21 protein-coding genes are annotated in these 20,993 nt (G+C 61.9%); 11 read left to right on the top strand and 10 right to left on the bottom strand.

Going from position 1 to position 20,993, the window contains the following annotated elements; all coding sequences use genetic code 11:
- Positions 1-13 precede the first annotated feature (13 nt).
- Positions 14-223, bottom strand: coding sequence for a hypothetical protein (locus JSS95_09820; protein ID MBS1800110.1), 210 nt, complete (start codon positions 221-223; stop codon positions 14-16).
- 324 nt (positions 224-547) lie between these two features.
- Here JSS95_09820 and JSS95_09815 point away from each other — a divergent pair, with 324 nt between their 5' ends.
- Entirely contained in the window at positions 548-940 is a 393-nt protein-coding gene (locus JSS95_09815; protein MBS1800109.1) for an NINE protein, read from the top strand.
- Positions 941-1,036: 96 nt separating this feature from the next.
- On the opposite strand, the gene JSS95_09810 is transcribed toward JSS95_09815, so the two are convergent.
- The 3 genes from JSS95_09810 to JSS95_09800 form a co-directional block, all read right to left on the bottom strand.
- Positions 1,037-3,289: a glycoside hydrolase family 31 protein gene (locus tag JSS95_09810; GenBank protein ID MBS1800108.1), complete on the bottom strand. Its 2,253-nt coding sequence runs from the start codon at positions 3,287-3,289 to the stop codon at positions 1,037-1,039.
- Positions 3,290-3,422: 133 nt separating this feature from the next.
- Positions 3,423-4,355, bottom strand: coding sequence for a hypothetical protein (locus tag JSS95_09805; protein ID MBS1800107.1), 933 nt, complete (start codon positions 4,353-4,355; stop codon positions 3,423-3,425).
- A gap of 359 nt (positions 4,356-4,714) precedes the next feature.
- Positions 4,715-5,863: a glycoside hydrolase family 76 protein gene (locus JSS95_09800; GenBank protein ID MBS1800106.1), complete on the bottom strand. Its 1,149-nt coding sequence runs from the start codon at positions 5,861-5,863 to the stop codon at positions 4,715-4,717.
- 257 nt (positions 5,864-6,120) lie between these two features.
- On the opposite strand from JSS95_09800, the gene bla reads away from it, so the two are divergent.
- From bla to JSS95_09780, 4 genes are read left to right on the top strand one after another with little or no spacing between them, the layout of a single operon-like run.
- Positions 6,121-6,972 (top strand): class A beta-lactamase, encoded by an 852-nt coding sequence (bla, locus tag JSS95_09795; protein MBS1800105.1) that lies wholly within the window; start codon positions 6,121-6,123, stop codon positions 6,970-6,972.
- Between the two features lie 36 nt (positions 6,973-7,008).
- Positions 7,009-7,248 carry a hypothetical protein gene (locus JSS95_09790; protein MBS1800104.1) on the top strand — a complete coding sequence of 80 codons (240 nt, stop codon included), beginning with the start codon at positions 7,009-7,011 and terminating at the stop codon, positions 7,246-7,248.
- The gene (locus JSS95_09785; protein MBS1800103.1) at positions 7,245-7,685 is read left to right on the top strand and encodes a type II toxin-antitoxin system VapC family toxin; all 441 of its coding nucleotides are present in this window, start codon (positions 7,245-7,247) and stop codon (positions 7,683-7,685) included. Before JSS95_09790 ends, JSS95_09785 begins: the two co-directional genes overlap by 4 nt.
- A 35-nt stretch (positions 7,686-7,720) precedes the next feature.
- The gene (locus tag JSS95_09780; GenBank protein MBS1800102.1) at positions 7,721-8,701 is read left to right on the top strand and encodes a zinc-binding alcohol dehydrogenase family protein; all 981 of its coding nucleotides are present in this window, start codon (positions 7,721-7,723) and stop codon (positions 8,699-8,701) included.
- Between the two features lie 39 nt (positions 8,702-8,740).
- Here JSS95_09780 and JSS95_09775 read toward each other — a convergent pair whose 3' ends face one another.
- Positions 8,741-9,901 (bottom strand): 6-bladed beta-propeller, encoded by a 1,161-nt coding sequence (locus JSS95_09775; GenBank protein ID MBS1800101.1) that lies wholly within the window; start codon positions 9,899-9,901, stop codon positions 8,741-8,743.
- A 97-nt stretch (positions 9,902-9,998) separates the two neighbouring features.
- On the opposite strand from JSS95_09775, the gene JSS95_09770 reads away from it, so the two are divergent.
- The 4 genes from JSS95_09770 (at position 9,999) to JSS95_09755 (ending at position 13,541) form a co-directional block, all read left to right on the top strand.
- Positions 9,999-11,600, top strand: coding sequence for a VWA domain-containing protein (locus JSS95_09770; protein MBS1800100.1), 1,602 nt, complete (start codon positions 9,999-10,001; stop codon positions 11,598-11,600).
- Positions 11,601-11,678: 78 nt separating this feature from the next.
- Positions 11,679-12,101: a hypothetical protein gene (locus tag JSS95_09765; GenBank protein ID MBS1800099.1), complete on the top strand. Its 423-nt coding sequence runs from the start codon at positions 11,679-11,681 to the stop codon at positions 12,099-12,101.
- Between the two features lie 16 nt (positions 12,102-12,117).
- On the top strand, positions 12,118-13,023 hold the full coding sequence (gene murQ, locus JSS95_09760) for an N-acetylmuramic acid 6-phosphate etherase (protein ID MBS1800098.1): 906 nt from the start codon (positions 12,118-12,120) through the stop codon (positions 13,021-13,023).
- Between the two features lie 86 nt (positions 13,024-13,109).
- Positions 13,110-13,541, top strand: coding sequence for a hypothetical protein (locus JSS95_09755; GenBank protein ID MBS1800097.1), 432 nt, complete (start codon positions 13,110-13,112; stop codon positions 13,539-13,541).
- 1 nt (position 13,542) lies between these two features.
- Here JSS95_09755 and ruvB read toward each other — a convergent pair whose 3' ends face one another.
- Positions 13,543-14,583, bottom strand: a complete 1,041-nt coding sequence (gene ruvB / locus JSS95_09750) for a Holliday junction branch migration DNA helicase RuvB (GenBank protein ID MBS1800096.1) — start codon at positions 14,581-14,583, stop codon at positions 13,543-13,545.
- Between the two features lie 135 nt (positions 14,584-14,718).
- Here ruvB and JSS95_09745 point away from each other — a divergent pair, with 135 nt between their 5' ends.
- Positions 14,719-15,168, top strand: a complete 450-nt coding sequence (locus JSS95_09745) for a hypothetical protein (protein ID MBS1800095.1) — start codon at positions 14,719-14,721, stop codon at positions 15,166-15,168.
- Between the two features lie 85 nt (positions 15,169-15,253).
- On the top strand, positions 15,254-16,006 hold the full coding sequence (locus tag JSS95_09740) for an NIPSNAP family protein (protein ID MBS1800094.1): 753 nt from the start codon (positions 15,254-15,256) through the stop codon (positions 16,004-16,006).
- A gap of 74 nt (positions 16,007-16,080) precedes the next feature.
- Here the strand turns inward: JSS95_09740 and JSS95_09735 are convergent, their stop codons facing one another.
- From JSS95_09735 to JSS95_09720, 4 genes are all read right to left on the bottom strand, one after another.
- Positions 16,081-17,847, bottom strand: a complete 1,767-nt coding sequence (locus tag JSS95_09735) for a M20/M25/M40 family metallo-hydrolase (protein ID MBS1800093.1) — start codon at positions 17,845-17,847, stop codon at positions 16,081-16,083.
- 663 nt (positions 17,848-18,510) lie between these two features.
- Positions 18,511-18,774, bottom strand: a complete 264-nt coding sequence (locus JSS95_09730) for a hypothetical protein (GenBank protein MBS1800092.1) — start codon at positions 18,772-18,774, stop codon at positions 18,511-18,513.
- A 191-nt stretch (positions 18,775-18,965) separates the two neighbouring features.
- Positions 18,966-20,336 carry an aminotransferase class V-fold PLP-dependent enzyme gene (locus tag JSS95_09725; GenBank protein ID MBS1800091.1) on the bottom strand — a complete coding sequence of 457 codons (1,371 nt, stop codon included), beginning with the start codon at positions 20,334-20,336 and terminating at the stop codon, positions 18,966-18,968.
- A 44-nt stretch (positions 20,337-20,380) separates the two neighbouring features.
- Positions 20,381-20,980 (bottom strand): RidA family protein, encoded by a 600-nt coding sequence (locus JSS95_09720; protein ID MBS1800090.1) that lies wholly within the window; start codon positions 20,978-20,980, stop codon positions 20,381-20,383.
- Positions 20,981-20,993: the final 13 nt, after the last annotated feature.

The following is a 20,993-nucleotide window of genomic DNA, read 5'->3' as shown; positions in this document are numbered from 1 at the left end:
AAAGCACCGCTGTTTAAGCCTGTGCCGCCGGAGTAAATCCGTCGCAGCCGCTGATCGGCGTCACCTTCAGGTGAAGCGCCGCATGTTTCGGATGACCGCACTCATCCAGAACATTCAGCTCGGCCTTTTTCGTCGTCATGATCGAAACCAGCACCTTGTTGTTGTGATGGCTCTCGCCGAAGTGAGTACAGAGTCCGCACTGTCCTGCATGGATCGCCTGCATGGGAAACCTCCTGAACTTCTTCAGAGTCGCCGGCGCGTTCTGCGCGTTGCCTCGAACGCGCGGAGTGGTAGAGGGAACTCTACGCAGAGGGAAGGCAACCTGTAAATGGCGACTGAAACCGTCGCCGTCGCCTGAGGAGCAGCGCGGCGGACGCCTCGTTCTCCGCAATTGGCTAAAGCACAGATGCCAGCGGAGTTGCGACAATGGAACTCTTCTTCGCCCCCTCGCGTATCTGCTTCCGGCTGCTCAAAGATCACTTTGACGGCGCCGGCCAGAGGAGCCAGAAAGTCCATGACCTTTACCGACTCTATCTACACCACAGGCATGACCCCACATCAACGCGACTGGTTCTTCGCCGAGCTCGAGCAGGCCCGGCGCGACGAGGTCGTCGGCGTTCTGCTGGCGCTGTTTCTCGGCACGTTTGGTCTCCACCAGTTTTACCTTCGCCGCAACGGACTGGGGATACTCTATCTCCTTCTGTTCTGGACCGGCATCCCCGCTATCCTCGGCTTCGTCGAAGCCTTCCTGATGCCGGGTCGCGTACGCCGCTACAACGCGCAACAGGCAGCCTATATTGCCACCCAGATACTTGCCGGCCCGACGCCGCTCTACACCGCGGCCATGCCCGGTATTCCCTGCCCGGCCTGCGGAGGCCTCTTTACACCTGGCGCAGTCTTCTGCCCGCACTGCGGCGCCGCGTTGGCCGCCAGGACCTAGGTTGTAGCGACATATTGCCAAATCGTATTGGTGCCGCACCTCCATCTGCGATGGGAAGATGTCAACACGACCTGGCGCGGTCGCGTTTAAACGCTGCTACTGCCACGCCACCGTACTCTCCTTCGCATAGTCGAACTCGATGAACGATTCGCCATCCTCACTCGTCGACAGCTTCGCCGGCGCTCCGTTGACAGTAGCGTTGTGCGGATGCGTGGACCGCCAGCGCACGATCGCGCGCGCTGGTTCGCCGCCTTCGATCTTCAGCGATCCCGCGCCGCGCTCAAGCCTCCTGCCCTCGAAATCCGTCAGCGACGACGCTCCTCCGCCGTCGATCAACTCATACACGCGGCGGTCGTCCATCGACTTCACCGCCGTATTGCCGCTCTCTGACGGTGGAACCAGCGTCATCACATCCTCGGGAATCTTCGGGATCACCGCACCAGCGCGCGCATACACAGGAATCTGCCCGATTGCTGCATCCACTTCGATCGTCCTGCCGCCCGTGATGTGCGTCCCCGTCCAGTAATCGACCCACTCGCCCTGCGGCAGGTACACTACGCGATGCGTGCCCTCATTCACCACAGGCGCGACCAGAAGATCGGGACCGAAGAGATACTCATCCTTCACGCGGCGCGCGCGCTCATCGTTCTGATAGACCAGCGCCAGCGCGCGCATGATCGGCATCCCGGTCTTCGCCGCCTCCTGCACCACGGCGTAGCGATACGGAAAAAGGCTCATGTTCAGCACGGCGTACTTCTTAAATGTCGCCAGCGCCTGATCGCCGTAACTCCACGGGCCGACATTCTTCGACGAGATGACCTCCATCGTCGGCGAGAACGCCGCGTACTCCGTCCAGCGTTGAAACAGCACCGGGTCGGGGGTCGACGGCGTCGCCTCGTAACCGCCAAGGTCGGCGGTCCACAGCGGCATACCGCTCATGCCCGCGCCGAGGCCCGCCGTCACAACAGTCGGCAGGCCATTCTCGGTCGAGAAGCTTGCCTCGTTGTCGCCTCCCCACAACAGACCCAGACCGTTCGCGCCCTGCGTCACGCTGCGGCAGAAGAGCACGCCATTGCCCTTCAGATCCTTCTGCACCAACTCCTCCATCGCGTTGTTGTAGAGCACCGCATACTTGTTGCGCATCGTGCGCGGGTCGCTGCCGTCTGCGAACTTCACCGGGCCTGCCACGAAGCTGCCCTCGGCGTCGTCGTCCTTGAAGCCGTCCGCGCCAGCTGCAATCGCCTGCCGCACCTGGTCCTGCCACCAGCGCTTCGCCGAAGGATTGGTGAAGTCGATCAGCGATCCTTCGCCCTTCCACCAACGCCCGACGTAGGGGCTGCCGTCGAGGTTCTTCACGAAGAAGCCGTTGCCCGCAGCCTCGTCGTAGTTCTCCGACTTCGCGGCGATCTTGCCCTCGAACCCCTTCTCATGCGGAGGATCGGACTTCGAGTTGATCCACGGCGTGTGCCACAGCACCAGTTTGTAGCCGTTCGAGTGGATGTACTTCACCAGCCCCGGGGCATCCGCAAACTGCTTCGGGTTGAATTTGTAACTGTTATAGGCTGTCGCCCACGGCGAGTCGATCATGATGACGCTCGCCGGAATCCCCTCGGCGCGCGTCCTGTCCACGTCTTCCTTCACCTGCGCGTCGTTCTGGTGGTAGTCGCGGCTGATCCACGGAGCGAACGCCCAGTACGGCGGAAGCACCGGCCGCCCCGCAAGCGTGGTAAAACGGTCGAGGATCTTCGGAAACTCCGGCCCGGTGAACAGCACGATGCGCAGCTTCTCCGCCGGCTCGTCGACGATCACCTCACGCTCATCCGACGCATTCATGTCGAAGGTCGCATCCGAAGTCGTATCCACCCACAGCCCGTAGCCTGTCGTGCTCATGTAGAAGGGCATCGCCTTGTACGTCGAGCCGCCCTTCGCGCCTCCGTTGTCGGTGGAGACGTTGCGCACGATCGTGTGCGAGTGGTTCAGCTCGTTGAAGCGCTCGCCCAAGCCGTAGTAGCTTGCGTTATCGCGAACACGAAAACGCCAGTAGCCCACCGTGTAGGCAACACTCGTCACCTCGAAGACGCCGGGCGAGAGCTGCTTGAGGTGCACCTTGCCGGTAGGCACCGAGGCGCCCTCGAACTCGAAGTCGCCAAGCTCCAGCGTCCCGCCGCCGGGCAATGTAAGCGCGAGCGTGTTCACATCCCTGCGAACCAGCCCCTCCACCGCGGCCTCGGACGCTCGGCCTGCCGGCGCCGGAACCGCCGCGCCCGGTGCGACATCCTGCGCCATCGCCATCACCGAAGCTGCCGCCACCAGCAGCGCGCCCATTGCCCTGTGCCACCCAAACGTCATTCCCGCGACTCCCCGATCCTTGCCAGAAGCAAAGAAAAAGGTCCCTTATCAAGGGACCCTCTTCTATCTCATCCTTTGTATCAGAACGGCTCCACCCGATGACTCTTCCAGGCCGAGGCTGAGCGTTGTTCCATTACATATTCGTGTGGCCGGCGCGCATCTCTTCGTTGAACGAGGGCTTAATGAACTTGAGCGCCGCGTCCAGCTCCTGGAGATACCCGTCGCGATGGCCCATCAGCGCCTCCGTCGGCGTAGCAAACTCCGTATCCTGGGCCAGGCGGATGATGCCCTCGTGCGCGACCGTCGCCGCAACCTTCTTCAAATCCTCAACCGTCGTATTCAGGTACTGCGCGTCGCGCGGATCGGCCAGCCATACCGGCTCGCCGCCGCCCAGCACACCCGACAGCCAGAAGGCCTTGGCCGCAAGGAACTGCTGCCGCTGCGCGTCCGTCGTGTCGTTGAAGATGAAGCGCTTCTGCTTGGAGCTGTAGTAGCGCGTCGTCACCGGCACCGGCTGGCGGTTGCCGCTCTTCACCAGCTCCAACTGCCCCTGGTCCGTCGTCTTGCGCACGGCGTTGTAGATGAAGCTCTCGGCAAACGGCTGCTCCAGCGCGGCCACGACCTCGGCGAACGTAACCGTCATCGAAGCCGCGACCTTGGCGTGCAGCACACTCTCGTTGCCGTCCTCAAGACGCGCCTCGCCGTGGACGATGTAGGTGTCCGCGCCCGAGGTGGAGGCGTGGAACGGCCACTCATACTTTCCGAAGCTCAGCGGCAGGCCGTGCAGCGTGATGTAACAGTCCGGACGCGGGTTCTTCAGGCGGGTGGCCGACTCCTTCAGGTAGCTCTCAACCACGCCCTTCAGCGGCCCCTGCGAGAAGTCGAAGGACGCGCTCAGCTCCAGCGTCTGCTTCCGGGCAGGGTTCGAGGCCAGCCCCAGCGTAAACCGCGTCGTCGGCCCGCCCGAAAAGTCCTTGCCCTCCTCCACCGCAACCACTACCAGCCCGGCCGCCTTCGCCGCCGCTTCAACCTGTCCCGCCAATACCGTCTGCGCACCTGTGCTCATCTGCCCTGCCGTCCTGAATCAAATTTTCCGCAACCCTGTTATTTTACCGTCAAACTCAGACTTTCCCTGCCAGGGCCGTCGAATGAAAGGGGACAGAGGGCAGCATCGAAGGCCAAAGACCCGTACATACCAGCCTAGGCAACCCCAGGCTTGAGTCCAACACCACGATTTGAGGGCTGAGGCGGGTGCCGAAAAAGCTCGGCTTTTCTTAAGGGCACGGCTTCAGCCGTGCCGTAACTGCCGCACGATCAGTGGGCTTTAACCCTGAGGTGCAGCTTTCGCTCCTTGAGGCACTTTTTAGCACCCTCTGAAGGCCCGCTCTACGGCTTTTGCGGAACTGCTTAAGTTCGCAGGCACAGTTACTTTTTCACCGGAATCGCCGCCACCAGCGCATCCACCGCCGAACTCTGCGTTCCCGCATCCGGAGCAGTCACTGGCCCGGACCACACCGTCCCAAACGTATTCTGCGGCGTGCGGTTCCTCGTCCAGATCGAATCCGCATTGACCGCAAAGGATTTGCTATAGCGGGCCTCGGGCGAAACCGCATTCAACGCACTGAGATTCCTCATAAAAATGCCTTTGAACTGGATGCCGTCGGCGCCGCACTTCGGCTCGCAGACGTCGTGCAGGACGCCGTCCCCGTCCGTGAGGTGAGTCAGCGCGGCGTCCGCGATCTTCTTCGCGTCGTCCACGACTGCGGCGTGACCCGGCGACTTCGACCACTCCGCCAGCCCTCCCAGCACAACGCCCTGGTTGTACGTCCACACCGTCTTTTTGTTGTTGCTGCAGACACCCGCCGCGGCATCGATGGTGAGCCCATCGTTGATCAGGTGATCGCCGTTGATCATCCCCGAGCCGCGAAACCACTGCCACTCCCTCCCGGCCCATGTGGCATACTTCTCCCGCTCGGCTGGCCGCCCGCGCATGGCAAGGTGTGCGGCCACCGAAAGAAACAGCTCATTGGCGATGGCGTTCTTGTACTTGCGGTCCTTGCTCCACCAGATGCCGCCGCCGCAGGTCTCGTCCCAGCCACCGGCCATATCGTCGAAGATCGACTGCGCCATCGCCAGATACCGCGCGTCGCGGGTCAGGTCGTAGGCATCGATCCACGCCAGCGCCCACCAGCCCTCATCGTCGTAATACTTGTTGAGGAAGCCGGGAAAGCCGGTCATCTCCCTCTTCGCGTCGGTGCGCCGCTCTTTCGGAACATCAACCTGCGCCTGCTTGTACGTATTCGCAAGCATGCTGACGTACCTCTTCGATCCGCTCACCCGCATGGAGTCGGTAATCGCAGTAATCGCGTTCGCCGAGTTCCACCAGCCCGTCGTGTTGTAGAGCCCGGTCGCCTGGTTGTACCACTGCTGCAACGCACTGACGCCAAGCTCCGCCCGATGGCGAGCTTCTTTCGGCGAGGTCTGCGCTATGCAGGCAGCGGTTGTCGCAAACCAGATGACGACAGCTGTTCTCACAAAGGTGTAGACGAGAGCCCTTGAGGGCCGAAGGCCCATCCAATACCGGCCTGGGGCGCGGCCCCAGGTTTCAGTCCAGCATGGTCGAACAGGGCTGAAGGCCCGCTCTATCGTGTTTCGAATACAGCGTAACGAGTTCAGGCGGCGCAGAATCATCCATCCGTTTTACCAATAAGTTCGTGCGGCCGTAACTCGCAGTCCGTCAATCGCTCAAAAACCTGCGGCGTTGCTTATAGCTCTCCGCGCAATCCACACTGCTTCCACAACGGCGCGCGCATAAAATCGCTCTCATCGTGATGCTCACCCGCCGTTCCGCCATCGCCTCTATCGCCGCCGCCGCTGTCAATGCCCGCGCGCTCCTCGCCGAGGAGTCCATCGAACTCGCGGCTCTCGAACAGAAGAGCAGGGGCCGCCTCGGCGTGGCCATTCTGCTGCCGTCAGGCCGCTACATCACGCAGCGCGCCAACGAGCGCTTCCCCATGTGCAGCACCTTCAAGTTTCTCGCGGCCGCCATCGTCCTCCGACGCGTCGACCAGGGCAGGGAGCACCTCGACCGCGCGATCAGCTATGCCAAGAGCGATCTCGTAGCGTACTCGCCCGAGACGGAGAAACACGCCGGCGGCAGCATGACCGTAGCCGAGTTGACCGCCGCCATGCTCACCCTCAGCGACAACACCGCCGCCAACCTGCTGCTCGCCAGCTTCGGAGGCCCGCCCGCCGTCACTGCCTTCGCCCGCTCCATCGGCGACACCATGACGCGGCTCGACCGCAACGAGACCTCGCTCAACGAGAGCACCCCCGGCGACCCGCGCGACACGACCACGCCTCTTGCCATGCTCGGCAACCTCCAGAAGGTCCTCTTCGGCAACGTCCTCAAACCGGCGTCGCGCCAGCAACTCACCGGCTGGATGCTCGCCAACACCACCGGCAAGGCGAAGTTCGTTGCCGGACTCCCCGCGGGCTGGAAGGTCGCCGACAAGACCGGCGCAGGCGACCACGGCTCGAACAACGACATCGGCGTGCTCTATCCGCCGAACAACGCCAGACCCATCCTCATCGCCTCGTACCTCACTGAAACCCCGCTTACCACGGATGAGCGCAACGCCATCCACGCGGGAGTTGCGCGCCTCGCCGCCGTCGCCAATTAGCAGAGCCATGGATTAAGTGATGCTAAAATGAATCACATGAAGACAGCCTCCATTCGCGAGCTTCGTTACGACTTCGGCAAGATTGAGCGACTGCTCCAGCAAGGTCAGGAGATCGAGATCACGAAGCGGCGTCGCGTTATTGCACGCCTGTCGCCTGAGACGACCGGCACGGCTGCGATGCCGGACTTCCTGAAGCGGCTCCGCGCCAACTATGGCGGCAAAAAACTGCCTCTCAGCGGCGCCGAACTCGTTGCTGAAGACCGGGGACGCTATTGAAGCTGAATATCTATGTGGATACCAGTCTCCTGGTTTCGCTCTACAGCCTCGATGGAAACTCCGCGAAAGCTGCGCAGGCAATGTCCACCAAAAACGCCGGGTTTTATCTTTCGACCCTGTGCGAGCTGGAGCTGTTCAATGCGCTTGAGCTCCGCGTTTTTCGCAAAGAGATTACGGCGGCGCAGGCGCGCTCTTCGCGCAATGACTTCGAAGGCGACCTGCGAGACGGTATCTTTCGCCTGTCCCCTCTTGCAGACACTGCGTTTGCACGTGCGCGGCAGCTCTCTCTGCAGACAACCGCCCGCCTTGGGACGAGAACAGCCGACTTGCTCCATATCGCCGCAGCGCTCGAATTTGGAGCCGGCTCTTTCTACAGCTTCGACCGCCAGCAAAGAAAGCTGGCGCAAACCGTCGGCCTGAAGATCAACCCTGACTAAGCATTTGCGTTCACTGCGAATGAGGGAGCACATCGATGAAAGCCGCCGTCCTCCGCGCCTCCGCCATCGCACTCGCCATCGAAGACGTCCCTCGTCCCGCCGTTCTTCCCGGGCACACCCTGCTCCGCGTGCTCGCTTGCGGAGTCTGCCGCACCGACCTGCACATCTTCGAGCACGATCTATCGACGCTGCGCGACCCGCTCATCCCCGGCCACCAGATCGTCGGCGAGGTCGTAGACGGCGCGACGGAAGGACTGCCTATCGGCTCACGCGCCGGAGTCTCCTGGATCGGCGGCGCCGACGGCACCTGCCCCTTCTGCAAACGCGGCGAAGAGAACCTCTGCGACAACATCGCCTTCACCGGCTACTCGGTCGACGGTGGCTATGCCGAATACGCGCTCGTCCGCAGCGACTTCGCCTTCCCGCTGCCAGAAGACGCTGAACCGAAGCATCTCGCCCCGCTGCTCTGCGCCGGAATCATCGGCTTCCGCAGCCTTCGTGTCGCGGGCACACAGCCCGGCGAGCGCGTCGGCCTCTTCGGCTTTGGAGCATCGGCCTCGCTTGCGATCGAAGTTCTTCAACACTGGAGGTGCGAGGTCTACGTCTCCACGCGCGGCGAGCAGCACCGCGCACAGGCCGCTGCGCTCGGCGCAACCTGGGTCGGCGCAGAGAACGACCGCCCGCCCGTCGCGCTCGACCGCGCCATCACCTTCGCGCCGTCCGGCGCCGTCGTCGTCGCCGCGCTGTCGAGCCTGCGCAAGGGGGGCGTCGTCGCCATCAACGCCATCCACCTCGACCAGATGCCCGCCTTCGACTACGACAACTTGCTCTGGGGCGAGCGGCAGATACGCTCCATCGCCAACATGACCCGCGCCGACGCACGAGACTTCCTTGCTCTCGCGCACCAGATCGGCATTCGCCCCCGCGTGCGCACCTTCGCGCTCGACCAGGCAAACGAGGCATTGCAAGCGGTCAAGCACGAGACCGCCGACGGCCCATGCGTCATCCTTCCCTGACCGGGTCATCGAGAGGGCAGGCAGCGTTGCTCAGCCAACTTATTGCTTCGGGTGCAGGACGAGCTTCTGTACGCGCCAGTTCAGCAACTCCGCAACAAAGAGCACGTTCTCCGACGGACATGCCATCTCGTGAATCCAGCCAAACTGCTTGAGCTGCTTGCCCGACTCTCCGAGCACTCCCAGCACCTTGCCATCCAGACTCAGCTTGTAGATACGGCCCGGAAATGCGTCCGCGGCATACAACACCTGATTCGGGCCCGGCGTAATGCACACCGCCCACGGAGAGCCCGCCGCCATCGTACCCTTTGCATCGCGGGGCGGCTTGTTGCCGATCGCCGGTGTCGCGCTGGCATAGTCGAACGGCACGTCGATCGCGATCTGCCGCAGGAACCGGCCATCGCCGTCAAACACCTGGATGCGCCGGTTGCCGCGGTCCGCCACGTAGATATGTCCCTCGGCGTCGGCAGCGATGCTGTGCGGCACACTGAACTGCCCCGGCTGGTCGCCCGGCTCGCCGAACGACTTCAACCACCGGCCATTCTTGTCTACCTTGGCCACCCGCGAGTTGATATAGCCATCGCTGATGTACGCATTGCCCGCCGGGTCCCACGCGATGTCCGTCACCTGGCGAAACTCTCCATCCACGGGCGGCAGCGGAGGCCGCACATGCTTCAGCGGCCCCGTCCCCTCGTCGGAGGCCTCCTGCTTCCGCCCGAAGACCATCGCCACACGGCCCTCGGGGTTGAACTTGATCACCATGTCCGACCCCTTGTCCGCGACCCAGATGTTGTCTTCCTTGTCCACGCGCACCGCATGAGCGTAGGACCACGCATACAGGTTGTGCCCAATCTCGCGCAGATACCGGCCGGCCGCATCAAACTCCAGAAGCTGCGCCGCGCTCGCTCCATAAGCCGGGCCGGTCGAGTTGCCGCGCGTGAACACAAACACATGCCCCTTCGAGTTCACGGCCACGCCCGCCGTCTCGCCCAGGTACATGTCCGGAGGAAGCTTCAGAAAATCGGGGACCGAATCGAAGGGAATCTCCGGCACATCCTGTCCCTGCGCCACAAGGGTAGCCGGCGCCGAGAGCAACAGGGCCGGAAAGAACAATGCTAAGGCAAGCGCAATTTGTCGCAAAACAGCCTCCTTCAAGGGACCAGTGCGATGACAGAATAGTAACTCTCTGTGCCATCTGGACATTTACAATCTGGCTCGGCACGACCCACCCCGGACAAGTTCCTCATATCGTCGAAACTTGCTCCACGGACTGGGGTTTCAACAAAGGCCCGAGGAAACCATGAAACCTGCCAGCATCGCCGCGCTCCTCCTTGCTGTCTTTTCTGTTGCCGTCTATGCGCAACAGCCTGCCTCTGTCACGCCGCCATCGAACGACCAGCCTGCGTCCAACGGCGATGGAACCTATACCATCACGCGCAATGCGCGGCTTGTCATCCTCGACATGGTCGTAACCGATAAGAAAGGCAACGTCGTCACCGACCTCACGAAGGACGACTTTCACGTCACCGAGATGAACGAGCCGCAGCGGGTGCTCAACTTCACGCCCGCCGGCACCCACGTCGCTCCGCCCAATGCCACCATCGGCTCCACGGCAGAGCTTGACGCTGTCGCGCCGCAGGCCCCGGTCGACATCATCCTGCTCGACGAGTTCAACACGCGCTTTGAGGACATGGCCTTTGCCCGCTACTCGCTCAAGAAGTTCCTCAACCGGCAGCCGGGCAAGCTGGAGACGCCGACGATGCTCATCGCCGTCAGCTTGCAGAAGTTCGAGGTCCTGCACGACTATACGCAGAACAAAGCCGAACTGATCTCCTCGCTCAACCACCACTTCGCGGCCTATCCGTGGCAGGCGCACCAGGGCGGTTGGGTCGCCGAGCGCTACGCCACGGCCTTCATCACGCTGCGGCGCGTGGCCCAGGCCGTCATCGGACATCCCGGCCACAAGAACATGATCTGGATCGGCCGCGGCTTTCCCAATCTCAATATGGCGAACATGCCTATCGATGTCGAGGACCAGGTCGACAGCGCCGTGCAGGATTGCGTGAATACGCTTCGCGACGCGCGCATCACCCTTTACACCATCGACCCCGCCGGCCTTCAGATCGACCAGCAGAAGTACGGCGCCGACGCCGAGTTCACCGACCCTTTCGGCGGCAACTACCAGTTCGCCAAGCTGGCCACCGCCACCGGCGGCGGCGCCATGTACGGCCGCAACGACGTCGACGCGCAGATCGGCACCGCCATCCGCGACGGCGCCAGCTTCTACACCCTCACCTATCGCCCCTCCAGCGACTCCGAGGACATGCAGAAGTTTCGCAGGATCAAGGTCACCGTCTCGCGCCCCGGGTTGACCGTCACCACCCGCGAGGGCTACTACCTGCAACGCGCCCCGGTCGAGGTCGATCCGAAAAGGCCCGCGCAGCTGCTGATTGCCGACCTGGTCTCGGCGAGCACCAGCACCATGGTCTACGACGGCGTGCCCCTCACCCTGCTCCGCACGCCAGGCGACCCCAACACCTTCACCATCCACGTGGGTGCGCGCAGCCTCTCGTGGACGAACGCCACCGGCACCGAGGCGCGGCACGCCGAGGTCGTCATTATGTCGGCCACCTTCGACAAGAAGAACAAGGAGCTGAAGCGCGATGCCAAGGCGATCACGGTCAACGCCACCGGCGACAACGTTCCGCCAAGCGGCCATCTCGAGCGCGGCATCGAATTCAAGTACAAGCTGGCTCCCGATCCCAAAGCGGCCCGCGTCCGCTTCGTGATTCGGGTAACGACAACCGGGCGCATCGGCACGGCCGACGTCGACCTCACCAAGCCGCCACCGCCTGTCACAGCCTCGACGGCCGTAAACCCGGCAACAGAGACTGCGCACTGACACAACCGCCGCCGCACGCAGTAAGATGTCACCACGTTTCTTCGGGCTACCATCTCCCATCTGAACGAGGTCATCCGCTTGCGACCGACTACATGGCTGCGCGCCGCGTCCCTCCTTACGCTGCTTCACGCCATCCTGCACACCATCGGCGGAGTCTACGGCAAGACCGATCCCGGCCCAATGCAGATCGCAGTTGACGCCATGCGCTCCAATACCTTTCCCGCCATGGGATACACGCGCAGCATGTGGGACTTCTACCATGGCATGGGACTCTGCGTGACCATCCTGCTCACCGTCGAGGCCATCGCCTTCTGGCTGTTCGGCAATATCATCCGCGACTCTGACGCCGACCTGCGTGACGTCCTTGTCGTCTTTCTCCTCGGCTACCTTGCGCTGGCCGTCAACTCGCTGCGCTACTTCTTCACGCCACCGGTCATCGTCGAGCTTCTGATTGCTGGGTGCCTGGGCATGGCCATCGTCTCCATCAAACGGCGCGTCTGACTATGATGGTGTAGTGATGAACGACCTCAACCTAGCCACCCTCACCACCGAAGCTCGCAATCCGCGCACCACGAACATCGACCAGATCTCCACGCTCGAGATGGTCACTGTGATCAACCAGGAAGACCAGTCCGTCTCCCTCGCCGTTGAAAAAGAGCTACCGCAGATAGCCCACGCCATCGACGAGATCGCCGCGCGCTTCGAGAAGGGTGGCCGCCTCTTCTACATCGGAGCCGGGACCAGCGGCCGCCTGGGCGTGCTCGACGCCTCGGAGTGCCCGCCGACCTTCTCAGTGCCGCCGACGCTGGTGCAGGGACTCATCGCGGGCGGCGACTCCGCGCTGCGCAAGTCCAGCGAAAAGTCCGAGGACTCCCGCGAGCAGGGCGCAGCCGACCTGATGGCCGCGGGCTTCGGGCAGGGCGGAGCCCCCGACACACTGGTCGGCATCGCCGCCTCTGGCCGCACGCCGTACGTCATCGGAGCAATGGAGCAGGCAAAGAAGCTCGGCCTGCTCGTCGTCTCGCTCACCTGCGTCGCAGGCTCCGAGATGGCGCGCGTCGCCGACATCGCCATCGCGCCGGTCACCGGCCCCGAGGTCGTCACCGGCTCCACGCGGCTCAAGGCAGGCACCGCGACCAAGCTGGTGCTGAACATGCTCTCCACCGGGGTGATGATCCGCACCGGGGCCGTCTACGGCAACCTCATGGTCAACGTGCAGGCAAGCAACGAAAAGCTCGTCGACCGCGCCCACCGCATCATCGCCGAGGCGACCGGAGTCGACCGCGCTGCTGCCGCAAAACTTCTCGCCGAAGCTGGCAGCGTGAAGGTGGCGATTGCGATGCAGAAGCTCGGGCTGGATCGCGCATCAGCGAAAGCTAAACTTGACGAAGCCAATGGCAAGCTAAGCGCTGTTATCAGATGAGATTCGCGATTGCGACGGCACTAATTTGCTTTTGCTGCATGACCTCATTCGGTCAGACCAAATCTGCCGAGCAAACTCATTTCAGTATGGAGGACGAGACTGTTGCTTCCCCAGCGCAAATCCCGCCCGATGCTTGGAAGATTCTGCAACAGGATTCTTCGATCAAGAATGTACTCGACTCCGAGGGTATGACCGCTGAACAACTTCCTCGGAATTGGTTTCAGGCATCGACAGTCCATCTCAATAGCCCGTCTGAGAAGGATCTCCTTGTCATAGCCAGTGGAAAGCTCCTGGGAGCTAACGTCACGACCTTCTGGCTATTTATGCAAACACCGCAAGGCACGAGGCTTGTCTTGAATGCACCGGCGCATGATCTTTTTATCCGGTCATCACGAACAAATGGTCATCGCGATGTAGAACTGGTTGCACTAACGGCAATCCGCATCATGACCAGCAAATATCGCTTTGACGGAACTCAATATCGGCTGGTCAAATCGACAGACGAGCCAATCAAGTGAGCTAAAACAAACTCAGCTTGCGCGGCATCTCGATCCCAAGATGCTCATACGCCAGCCGCGTAGCTACGCGCCCGCGCGGGGTCCGGTCGAGGAAGCCGATCTGGATCAGGAACGGCTCGTAGACCTCTTCGAGTGCATCCTGCTCCTCAGCCAGCGCCGCTGCCAGCGTATTCAGGCCCACCGGGCCGCCGTCATACTTCTCGATGATGGTGCGCAGCAGCCGCCGATCGAGCTCGTCGAAGCCGTGCGCGTCCACTTCGAGAAGCTCCAAGGCCTTGCACGCCGTCGGGCGGTCGATCTTTCCCGCCGCACGCACCTGCGCGTAGTCGCGCACGCGCCGCAGCAGGCGGTTCGCGATACGCGGCGTCCCGCGCGAACGCATCGCAATCTCGGCCGCGCCGTCACGGTCGATGGGCACGCCAAGCACATCGGCCGAGCGCTCCACGACGAACCGCAGCTCGTCGTCGGTGTAGAACTCCAGCCGCAGCAGAATCCCGAAGCGCGACCGCAGCGGCGAGCTCAGCAGCCCCGGTCGCGTCGTCGCCGCCACGAACGTGAACGGCTTGATGTCCATCACGTGCGTGCGCGCCGCTGGGCCCTGTCCGATCATGATGTCCAGCTTGTAGTCCTCGAGGGCCGTGTACAGCTTCTCCTCGAGCACGGGCTGCAGGCGGTGAATCTCATCGAGGAACAGCACCTGCCTGTCGCGGATGTTGGTCAGGATCGCCGTCAGGTCGCCCTGGATCTGCAACGCCGGCCCCGACGTCTGCTGAAACCCCACGCTCAGCTCGTTCGCGATGATGGTCGCGAGCGTCGTCTTGCCCAGCCCGGGAGGCCCGAAGAGCAGCACATGGTCCAACGCCTCGCCACGCGACTTCGCCGCTTCGAGCGCAATCGCAAGCTGCTCCTTCGCCTTCGTCTGGCCGATGAACTCGCTGAGCTTCGTAGGCCGCAGCTTCAGCTCAAACGCCGCATCGTCATCCACGCGGCCCGCCGAAACAAGGCGCTCGGCCTCCGCGCCCTTCGGGCCGTTGAGGTTAATCTTCTTCGCTGGCGGCTTGTTCGGTGAGTAGTCCACTAGGGCGATAGTAAGGCGAAGGCGCGGACGAAGCAACCGGCATTGCTTGAATTTAGAGATAGCTCCTCAAAGAAAACTCAACACGGCTAATATCGAGGCGTGAGAACATTTGCCACGATTCGTGAAGCCAAAGAATTCGTTATCAGCAGGATCGTAATGCAATCGCAGATGGAGGGAGCTAGCCTTTCCGATATTGAGAGAAAGATGCTGTACTTCTCCGAAACCGGCTGGACTCTTCCAGACATGAATGAGGTTAGCAACGCCTTTGATCGTGACTACGACGAAGCGTCATACGAGCAGAAAATCGGAACGCTTGCGCACAACTTTCTCGCTAATTCTCACAGGGACAATCGTGATGAATTCGAGGCATGGAAGGAAGCAATCCGTACAATCCGACAAGAGGATCACTACCTTCTTGTACTGATTGATCCTCGACTATCCATACAACCCGACACACAGTCCCCATATCGCTTCCTGAAGCTATTGGCATTAGGGTTCTTGATGGCTTGTGTATTACTTGTGATCGGCTACTTTTACCTCAAAAGATGACTGACGTTCGCTCTTCGTCATTCATCCGCTAATCATGTACCGTATCCAAATGGATCGACGTCAGCTCATCACAGGTGCCGCAGCAATGTCAGCTCTTCTCTCCACCTCGGCCAGCGCCGCCGCAGACTCGCCGCGCAGCTTCCTCGAGATCGCCACTTGGCGCTTGCATAACAGCGATGAGGAGCAGTCTAAACGTGTCGCCGAATTTCTCCGGAGCGGACTCTTCCCGGCGGTCACACGCGCAGGTGCAAAGCCCGGCGCCGCGCTCTCGAACCTGATCGGTCCCGACGGCCCCAGCCTCTTCTCGATCGTCGAGTACCCCTCGCTCACCGCGATGCAGAACACGCTCGCCGCACTCGCCGCCGACCAGGAGTACGACAAGGCCTCGCAGGCGCTGGCCTCCGGCGCGGGCATGCCCTTCGTCACCATGGAGTCGAGCCTGCTCCAGTGCCTCAGCGTCCTTCCGCAGGCGGCCATCCCCACCGACGCCGCCACGCGCAAGCCACGCATCTTCGAGCTGCGAACGTATCAGTCGCAGTCGATGGCAGCGCGCGTGAAGAAGATCGGCATGTTCAACAACGGCGAGATCGCCACCTTCCAACGATTGGGAATGCGCCCTGCCTTCATCGGCGAATCCATCGTCGGCCCGCGCCAGCCCAACATCACCTACATGCTTTCGTTCGACTCGCTCGCCGAGCGCGAGAAGCTGTGGAGCGCCTTCGGCTCCGACCCCGAGTGGAAGAAGCTCAGCGCGCCGCCTGAGCTCAAGGACGCGCAGATCGTCGCCAACATCTCGAACATCATGCTGCGCCCGCTGCCCTTCTCGCCGCTCAAGTAAAAGCGCGCGCTTTTCAGCGGCAGGCAGCGGCGAGAGCACCAGCCCTCGCCGCTTCTTTCACTCGCCCATAAACGCTACTTCTCAGCGTTGGGATAGATCCCCTCGATCGGCGCCGACTTCTGCCTGTCCAGCTCCGGATGCGGGAACGGCTTGCGCGGCATCATCTGCTCGCGCTCACTCGTGTTGTAGAGGAAGATCGCCTCGATCACCGCCGCCTGTTGCAGATCAGCCGCGTGCAGCCGATCGAACGTGTCCATGTCCGAGTGATGCGTCCGCGTCTCGTAGTCCATCGGGTCCTGAATGTACTGGAATCCCGGCAGCCCAACAGCGTCGAACGAAAGATGGTCCGTTCCGCCCGTGTTGCGATAGCTGATCGTCGTCGCACCCAGGTCGGCCAGCGGAGCCAGCCACTGCCGGAAGATCGGAGCGATCGCATAGTTCTCCTGCGTATACACGCCGCGAATCTTGCCCGTGCCGTTGTCGAGGTTGTAGTAGGCGTCCAGCGTCTCCCACTCCTTCGTCGTCGTCAGCTTGCCGCGCTGCCGCATGAAGCCCGGCACACTCGCCGGATCAGCATGCTCCGGCTCCGCAAATGTCCCGAAGTGTTGCTTCACATAACCCTGCGAGCCATACAACCCCTGCTCCTCGCCTGACCACAGCGCGATCCTGATCGTGCGCTTCGGCTTGATGCCCAGCGCCTTCAGAATGCGCACCGCCTCCATCGCAACGACTGAGCCCGCGGCGTTGTCGGTCGCGCCCGTGCCCGAGATCCAGCTATCGAGATGCCCACCGACCATCACCACCTGGTCCTTCAGCTTCGGGTCGGTGCCGGGAATCTCGGCAACCGTATCGAAGCCGTGCTCGTGGTCGCCGGTAAACTTCGTCTCGATGTTTACCTCAAGCGTCACTGGCACCTTGTGGTCCAGCAGTCGCGCGATGCGGTTGTAGTGCTCGATCATCATCACGGCGTTCGGAATCGCGACCGCAGCCTCCTTCACCTGAGCGCCGCGGACCAGGTTCGCCCCGTTGTCGTCGAAGATGATTCCCGTTCCGCCGCCCTTCGAGCCGTCGCGCGTAGGAGTGATGATCGCAGCCACGCCCTCCTCCGTCATCATCTTCAACGCCGCCGTGCGCACAGCAGTCAACCGCGCGCGCTCCGCCAGAAGCTGCTGAATATTCGGAGTGGCAGCGCGTCCTTCACCAGTCGGATAGCTCTCCATCTCCTTCAACTCTTCATCCGTGTAGCGATGAAACAGAGGGTCAGTCAGATCGGGCGTCGAGCGGATCGCGCCAAACAGAACGATCTTGCCCTTCAGCTTGCCCTTGTACTTGTCCAGGTCTTTTACGTCGCTGATCGCGATATGCACCGCCTCGCCCGTCACCGGCCCGCTCGTCGCAGGAGACCACGGCGCCGCCTGCAACCAGACAGGCTCCGCATCCGGCGAGATGATCCTCCCCCACGTATTCACCTGCTGCCATCCCATGCCGAACTCGCCCCAGTCCTCCAGGTGCGCGTTCTCGAGACCAATCTTCGTCAACGTATCGCGCGTCCACTCATTCGCCTTCTTCATGTTGGGCGAACCCGTCAGCCGCGGCCCGATGCCGTTCGTCAGAGCGTCGGCGAACTCCATCACGTGCGAGTGCTTGAACCCCTCATCGCGAATCCGCGCATACATCGTCAGGTCAATGTTCTCTTTCGCAGGCTGAGCGCCGTAGTAGGAAGGCGTCTCCGCGACAGACTCTTTTGCGGACTTTTTGTCAGCGGCGACAGAGGGAATGGCAAGCGTCGCCGCCGCAGCCGTAAAACAGCTCCAGCGCACGACCGTGCGTACAAATGACATAGATGAACCTCCGCAAGCGGTAATGGTGTTTCGGATAACGAAGAATAGCAGAACGGCTGGAAGACGAGCGGAAAGGCCAAAAAATTGAGGGTAGCGCATAAAAGTCACATCGGAATCCATCTCAACCGACTGACTGTGAACGCTATCGAATCTTCATCTCTTCGGCATCGCGAGTAGTTCAGGATGCCGCCGAAGACTTGGCGAGATGAGTTGTCGATCAAGCTCTGCAAAAACGCTTCCGATCGCTAATCGGATCTTATGAAGTTCATCTAGTGCCGGGTGCCCCATCCATGACGCAACTTCATCGCGACATGATTGGGTCATTCGCGCGAAGGCGCGAACCGCTCCTGCCCATTTCTCAAGCCCACACTGAACCCGATTAGCCCTCATCACCGGGTGCCCCATCTTCGACCGCGAAGCGGGCTAAGGTGGGATCATTCGAGCTTTAGCTCGAACCGCCTCGATTAACGGCATGGCTGGCAGCCCAAGGCCTTAACCTTGGGTCTCTCCATGCCTAAGAACTTGCTTCTAGGTAGCCCGAGGCTTCAGCCTCGGGTCTCTCATCCAACCGCCGCACCAGCGGCCTTCCGCTCTGCCGAAGGCATGAGCGTAGCCCGAAGGGGCGAAGCGAACACTGCCCGCTGAGCCATTCAAGCTCAGGCTCTAAACCCGCGTCCGCACCACAATCTCATTGCCCTCAGACAACTGGCTGCTGATGACATCAATCTTCTGGTCAGGCACCCCAAGCCGCTTCAACACCCGCTTCGCCCGGGGCCAGCTCTCGCAGATCACCGGCTCCTTCTCGCCCTCAGACGTCAACTCGAACCCCCGCTCCGTCAGCCTCAGCACAACCGAGCTGTGACGCTGAAGCATCGAATTTGCCGCTACGCTGCGTATCCGTGTCTGTTCCCCGCTCTGCATAAACATGGTCCAAAATTCCCCTTTGCGAGGTTCAACAATAACGCCGAACGCGCCGCCAGCCCATCCCCCAATCGAGCCAGATCGCACACGGCCTCCCAACCAACCAGGTCGAATGTATAAGTCGCCCGTCCAAGGCAAAAAAAGATACCCGGCTGCGTGCCGGGTATCTTGCTGAAGCGCTGTTGCTAAATCGGTTGCTACGCCTTCTTCGCTGAGGAGAAGATCTCCGCCAGACGGTCGGCGATGTACTTGTCCTCGCCGTCCTTAAGCTGCCACATGGCGAACCCGAACACCGTCGGATCCTGCTGGAAGCGGCGCTGCCGCGGTGGGCGCGCCGGTGCATCCGGGTTGCGTCCGCGCATGCCCATCGAGTCGGCGTTCATGCTGCCGATGCCCACGGGCTTCGTCTCCGCGAGCGCCTTCATCACATCCTGCGCCGTGAGGCTCGTCTTCGTCTGGTCGATCTTCCAGCTATAGTGCGGCGTTACGTTGCCCAGCGCGTTCGGGTTGAACTGACGCGGCTGCGCCGTCACGCCGAACTTCTCCACCGCCTTGGAGATCACGGCGGCGCGATCGTCGTAGCTCTTCACCACGGCGTCGTAGTCCTGGTCGACGAACATCTCCAGCGCCTTCAGCAGAGCGAAGATCTGTTCCTTGCCCACCTTGCAGGCGCGGCCGATGCGGTCTTCCTGCGGGCTCATGTTCATCTGTGCCCAGCGGATCAGCTGCTCCTTGCCGATCAGCACGCCCGTCGACTGCGGGCCGCAGATGTCCTTGCCGCCCGAGAACGCGACAAAGTCCCAGCCCTGCGCCGGGTACTCCCACAGCCGCTCCTTCGGCGGAACGTCGGCCGAAGCGTCGTTGAAGGTGTAGATGCCCGCCTTCTTCGCAATCTCGATCATCTCGGGCCCGCTCACCTTGCCCATGTTCGACTGGATGTTGATGTAGTGCATCGCCAGCGTCTTCGGGTTGATGGCGTTGATCATCTGGTCCTTTGTCTCCACCTCGACCAGAGACACGCCCGTCTGGCGGACCTGATGGTCGAAGGGATTCCGGTGCGCCTTCTGGATGATGACCTCGTTTTTGGGGAAGCCCGTCAGGTCGGGGACCTTGCTCAGCCTCGGCTCCAGGTCTTCCGTCAACATTCCGGCGTAGGCCACGACGATGGCGGCAGCTACGCCGCCCGTCACCAGGCCCGTGTAGCCCGCAGGGGTCTTACACAGCTTCTCGATGTAACGCCCCGCAGCGACCTCGAGGTCGTTGATCATCACAAAGTGCTGGTTGCCCTGGCGCATCAGCTCCATCACTTCGGGCTTCATGACCGAGCCGCCGATGACGGTCACGGTGCCAACAATGTTGACCAGCGGTTTGACGCCCAGCTCGGCGTAAACATCGCCCGTCGAGCCAAGGCCCTTGGTGATCGGCACAATCGCGTGGCCGTCCACGCCGTGCTTCTCGTCCTTCTGCTTCTTCTCGGCCTGCGCCCCCTTGGGCGCAAAGATGCTGCCCGTAGCAGCTCCCATGGTGCCCAGAAACGACCGGCGGTTCCAACGTGATTTCAGACTCATACCAATAACCCTTTCCTTCTCTCTTAGACGAAGTTCTAAAAAAATTAGAGGCCAGCGGGCGGCTTAGGCGCAGCCGCAGGAGCAGCAGGCACAGCCGACGGATCGACCAACAGCGCGCTGCCCACCAGCTCGACCAGCGAGTCGCCGGGAATCCACTCCACCGCCATGAAGGCGCGTGAAGGCGCCTTGCCCGGCGAAAAGTACGTCCCGTAAATCTTGTTCAGGGCCTCGTAGTGCTCCTTGTACGACGCAAACTTGGCGCTGCCCGTCGGCATCGGCGCAGAGTCTGCGTGCGGCAGGCAGATAAAGACCTGCATATTAAGGATCGAGTCCATGTTCGACCCTGCACGCTCTAGCGACTTCTTGAGCGCATCCATCGAGCGCGTCACATGCTTCTCAAACGGGTCGGTCACCGTGATGTGGTCTTCCTTGCCGAACCCGTCGTTCGAGCCGGTGCCGGAGAAGTAGTAGACGCCGTTATGAATACGGTTTCCGAACCGCCGCGGCCTCTCACCTGCGGGCGCGCCCGGCTGTGCCGGCGCTGCTGCCGGGGCCTGCTGTGCAAACAGCTTTGTGCCCGCCACTGCCGCCGCCACCATCGAAGCGGCCTTTCCAAAAAATCTACGCCGGGAGTTGCTCTCCATGACTCCTCCAATT

This window comes from Acidobacteriota bacterium, from assembly GCA_018268895.1.
Lineage (GTDB): Bacteria > Acidobacteriota > Terriglobia > Terriglobales > Acidobacteriaceae > Edaphobacter.
The sequence above is the reverse complement of the archived record's forward strand: the minus strand, read 5'-3'. Positions and strand labels throughout refer to the sequence as shown.

Coding starts and splice junctions, on each gene's coding strand:
- JSS95_09725 (MBS1800091.1), bottom strand. CDS start 20,336: ATGAGTCTGAAATCACGTTGGAACCGCCGGTCGTTTCTGGGCACCATG.
- JSS95_09775 (MBS1800101.1), bottom strand. CDS start 9,901: ATGTCCAGATGGCACAGAGAGTTACTATTCTGTCATCGCACTGGTCCC.
- JSS95_09740 (MBS1800094.1), top strand. CDS start 15,254: ATGTCAGCTCTTCTCTCCACCTCGGCCAGCGCCGCCGCAGACTCGCCG.
- JSS95_09800 (MBS1800106.1), bottom strand. CDS start 5,863: ATGGGCCTTCGGCCCTCAAGGGCTCTCGTCTACACCTTTGTGAGAACA.
- JSS95_09735 (MBS1800093.1), bottom strand. CDS start 17,847: ATGTCATTTGTACGCACGGTCGTGCGCTGGAGCTGTTTTACGGCTGCG.
- JSS95_09780 (MBS1800102.1), top strand. CDS start 7,721: ATGAAAGCCGCCGTCCTCCGCGCCTCCGCCATCGCACTCGCCATCGAA.
- JSS95_09730 (MBS1800092.1), bottom strand. CDS start 18,774: ATGTTTATGCAGAGCGGGGAACAGACACGGATACGCAGCGTAGCGGCA.
- JSS95_09815 (MBS1800109.1), top strand. CDS start 548: ATGACCCCACATCAACGCGACTGGTTCTTCGCCGAGCTCGAGCAGGCC.
- JSS95_09820 (MBS1800110.1), bottom strand. CDS start 223: ATGCAGGCGATCCATGCAGGACAGTGCGGACTCTGTACTCACTTCGGC.
- JSS95_09770 (MBS1800100.1), top strand. CDS start 9,999: ATGAAACCTGCCAGCATCGCCGCGCTCCTCCTTGCTGTCTTTTCTGTT.
- JSS95_09720 (MBS1800090.1), bottom strand. CDS start 20,980: ATGGAGAGCAACTCCCGGCGTAGATTTTTTGGAAAGGCCGCTTCGATG.
- murQ (MBS1800098.1), top strand. CDS start 12,118: ATGAACGACCTCAACCTAGCCACCCTCACCACCGAAGCTCGCAATCCG.
- JSS95_09790 (MBS1800104.1), top strand. CDS start 7,009: ATGAAGACAGCCTCCATTCGCGAGCTTCGTTACGACTTCGGCAAGATT.
- JSS95_09755 (MBS1800097.1), top strand. CDS start 13,110: ATGGAGGACGAGACTGTTGCTTCCCCAGCGCAAATCCCGCCCGATGCT.
- JSS95_09805 (MBS1800107.1), bottom strand. CDS start 4,355: ATGAGCACAGGTGCGCAGACGGTATTGGCGGGACAGGTTGAAGCGGCG.
- JSS95_09810 (MBS1800108.1), bottom strand. CDS start 3,289: ATGACGTTTGGGTGGCACAGGGCAATGGGCGCGCTGCTGGTGGCGGCA.
- bla (MBS1800105.1), top strand. CDS start 6,121: ATGCTCACCCGCCGTTCCGCCATCGCCTCTATCGCCGCCGCCGCTGTC.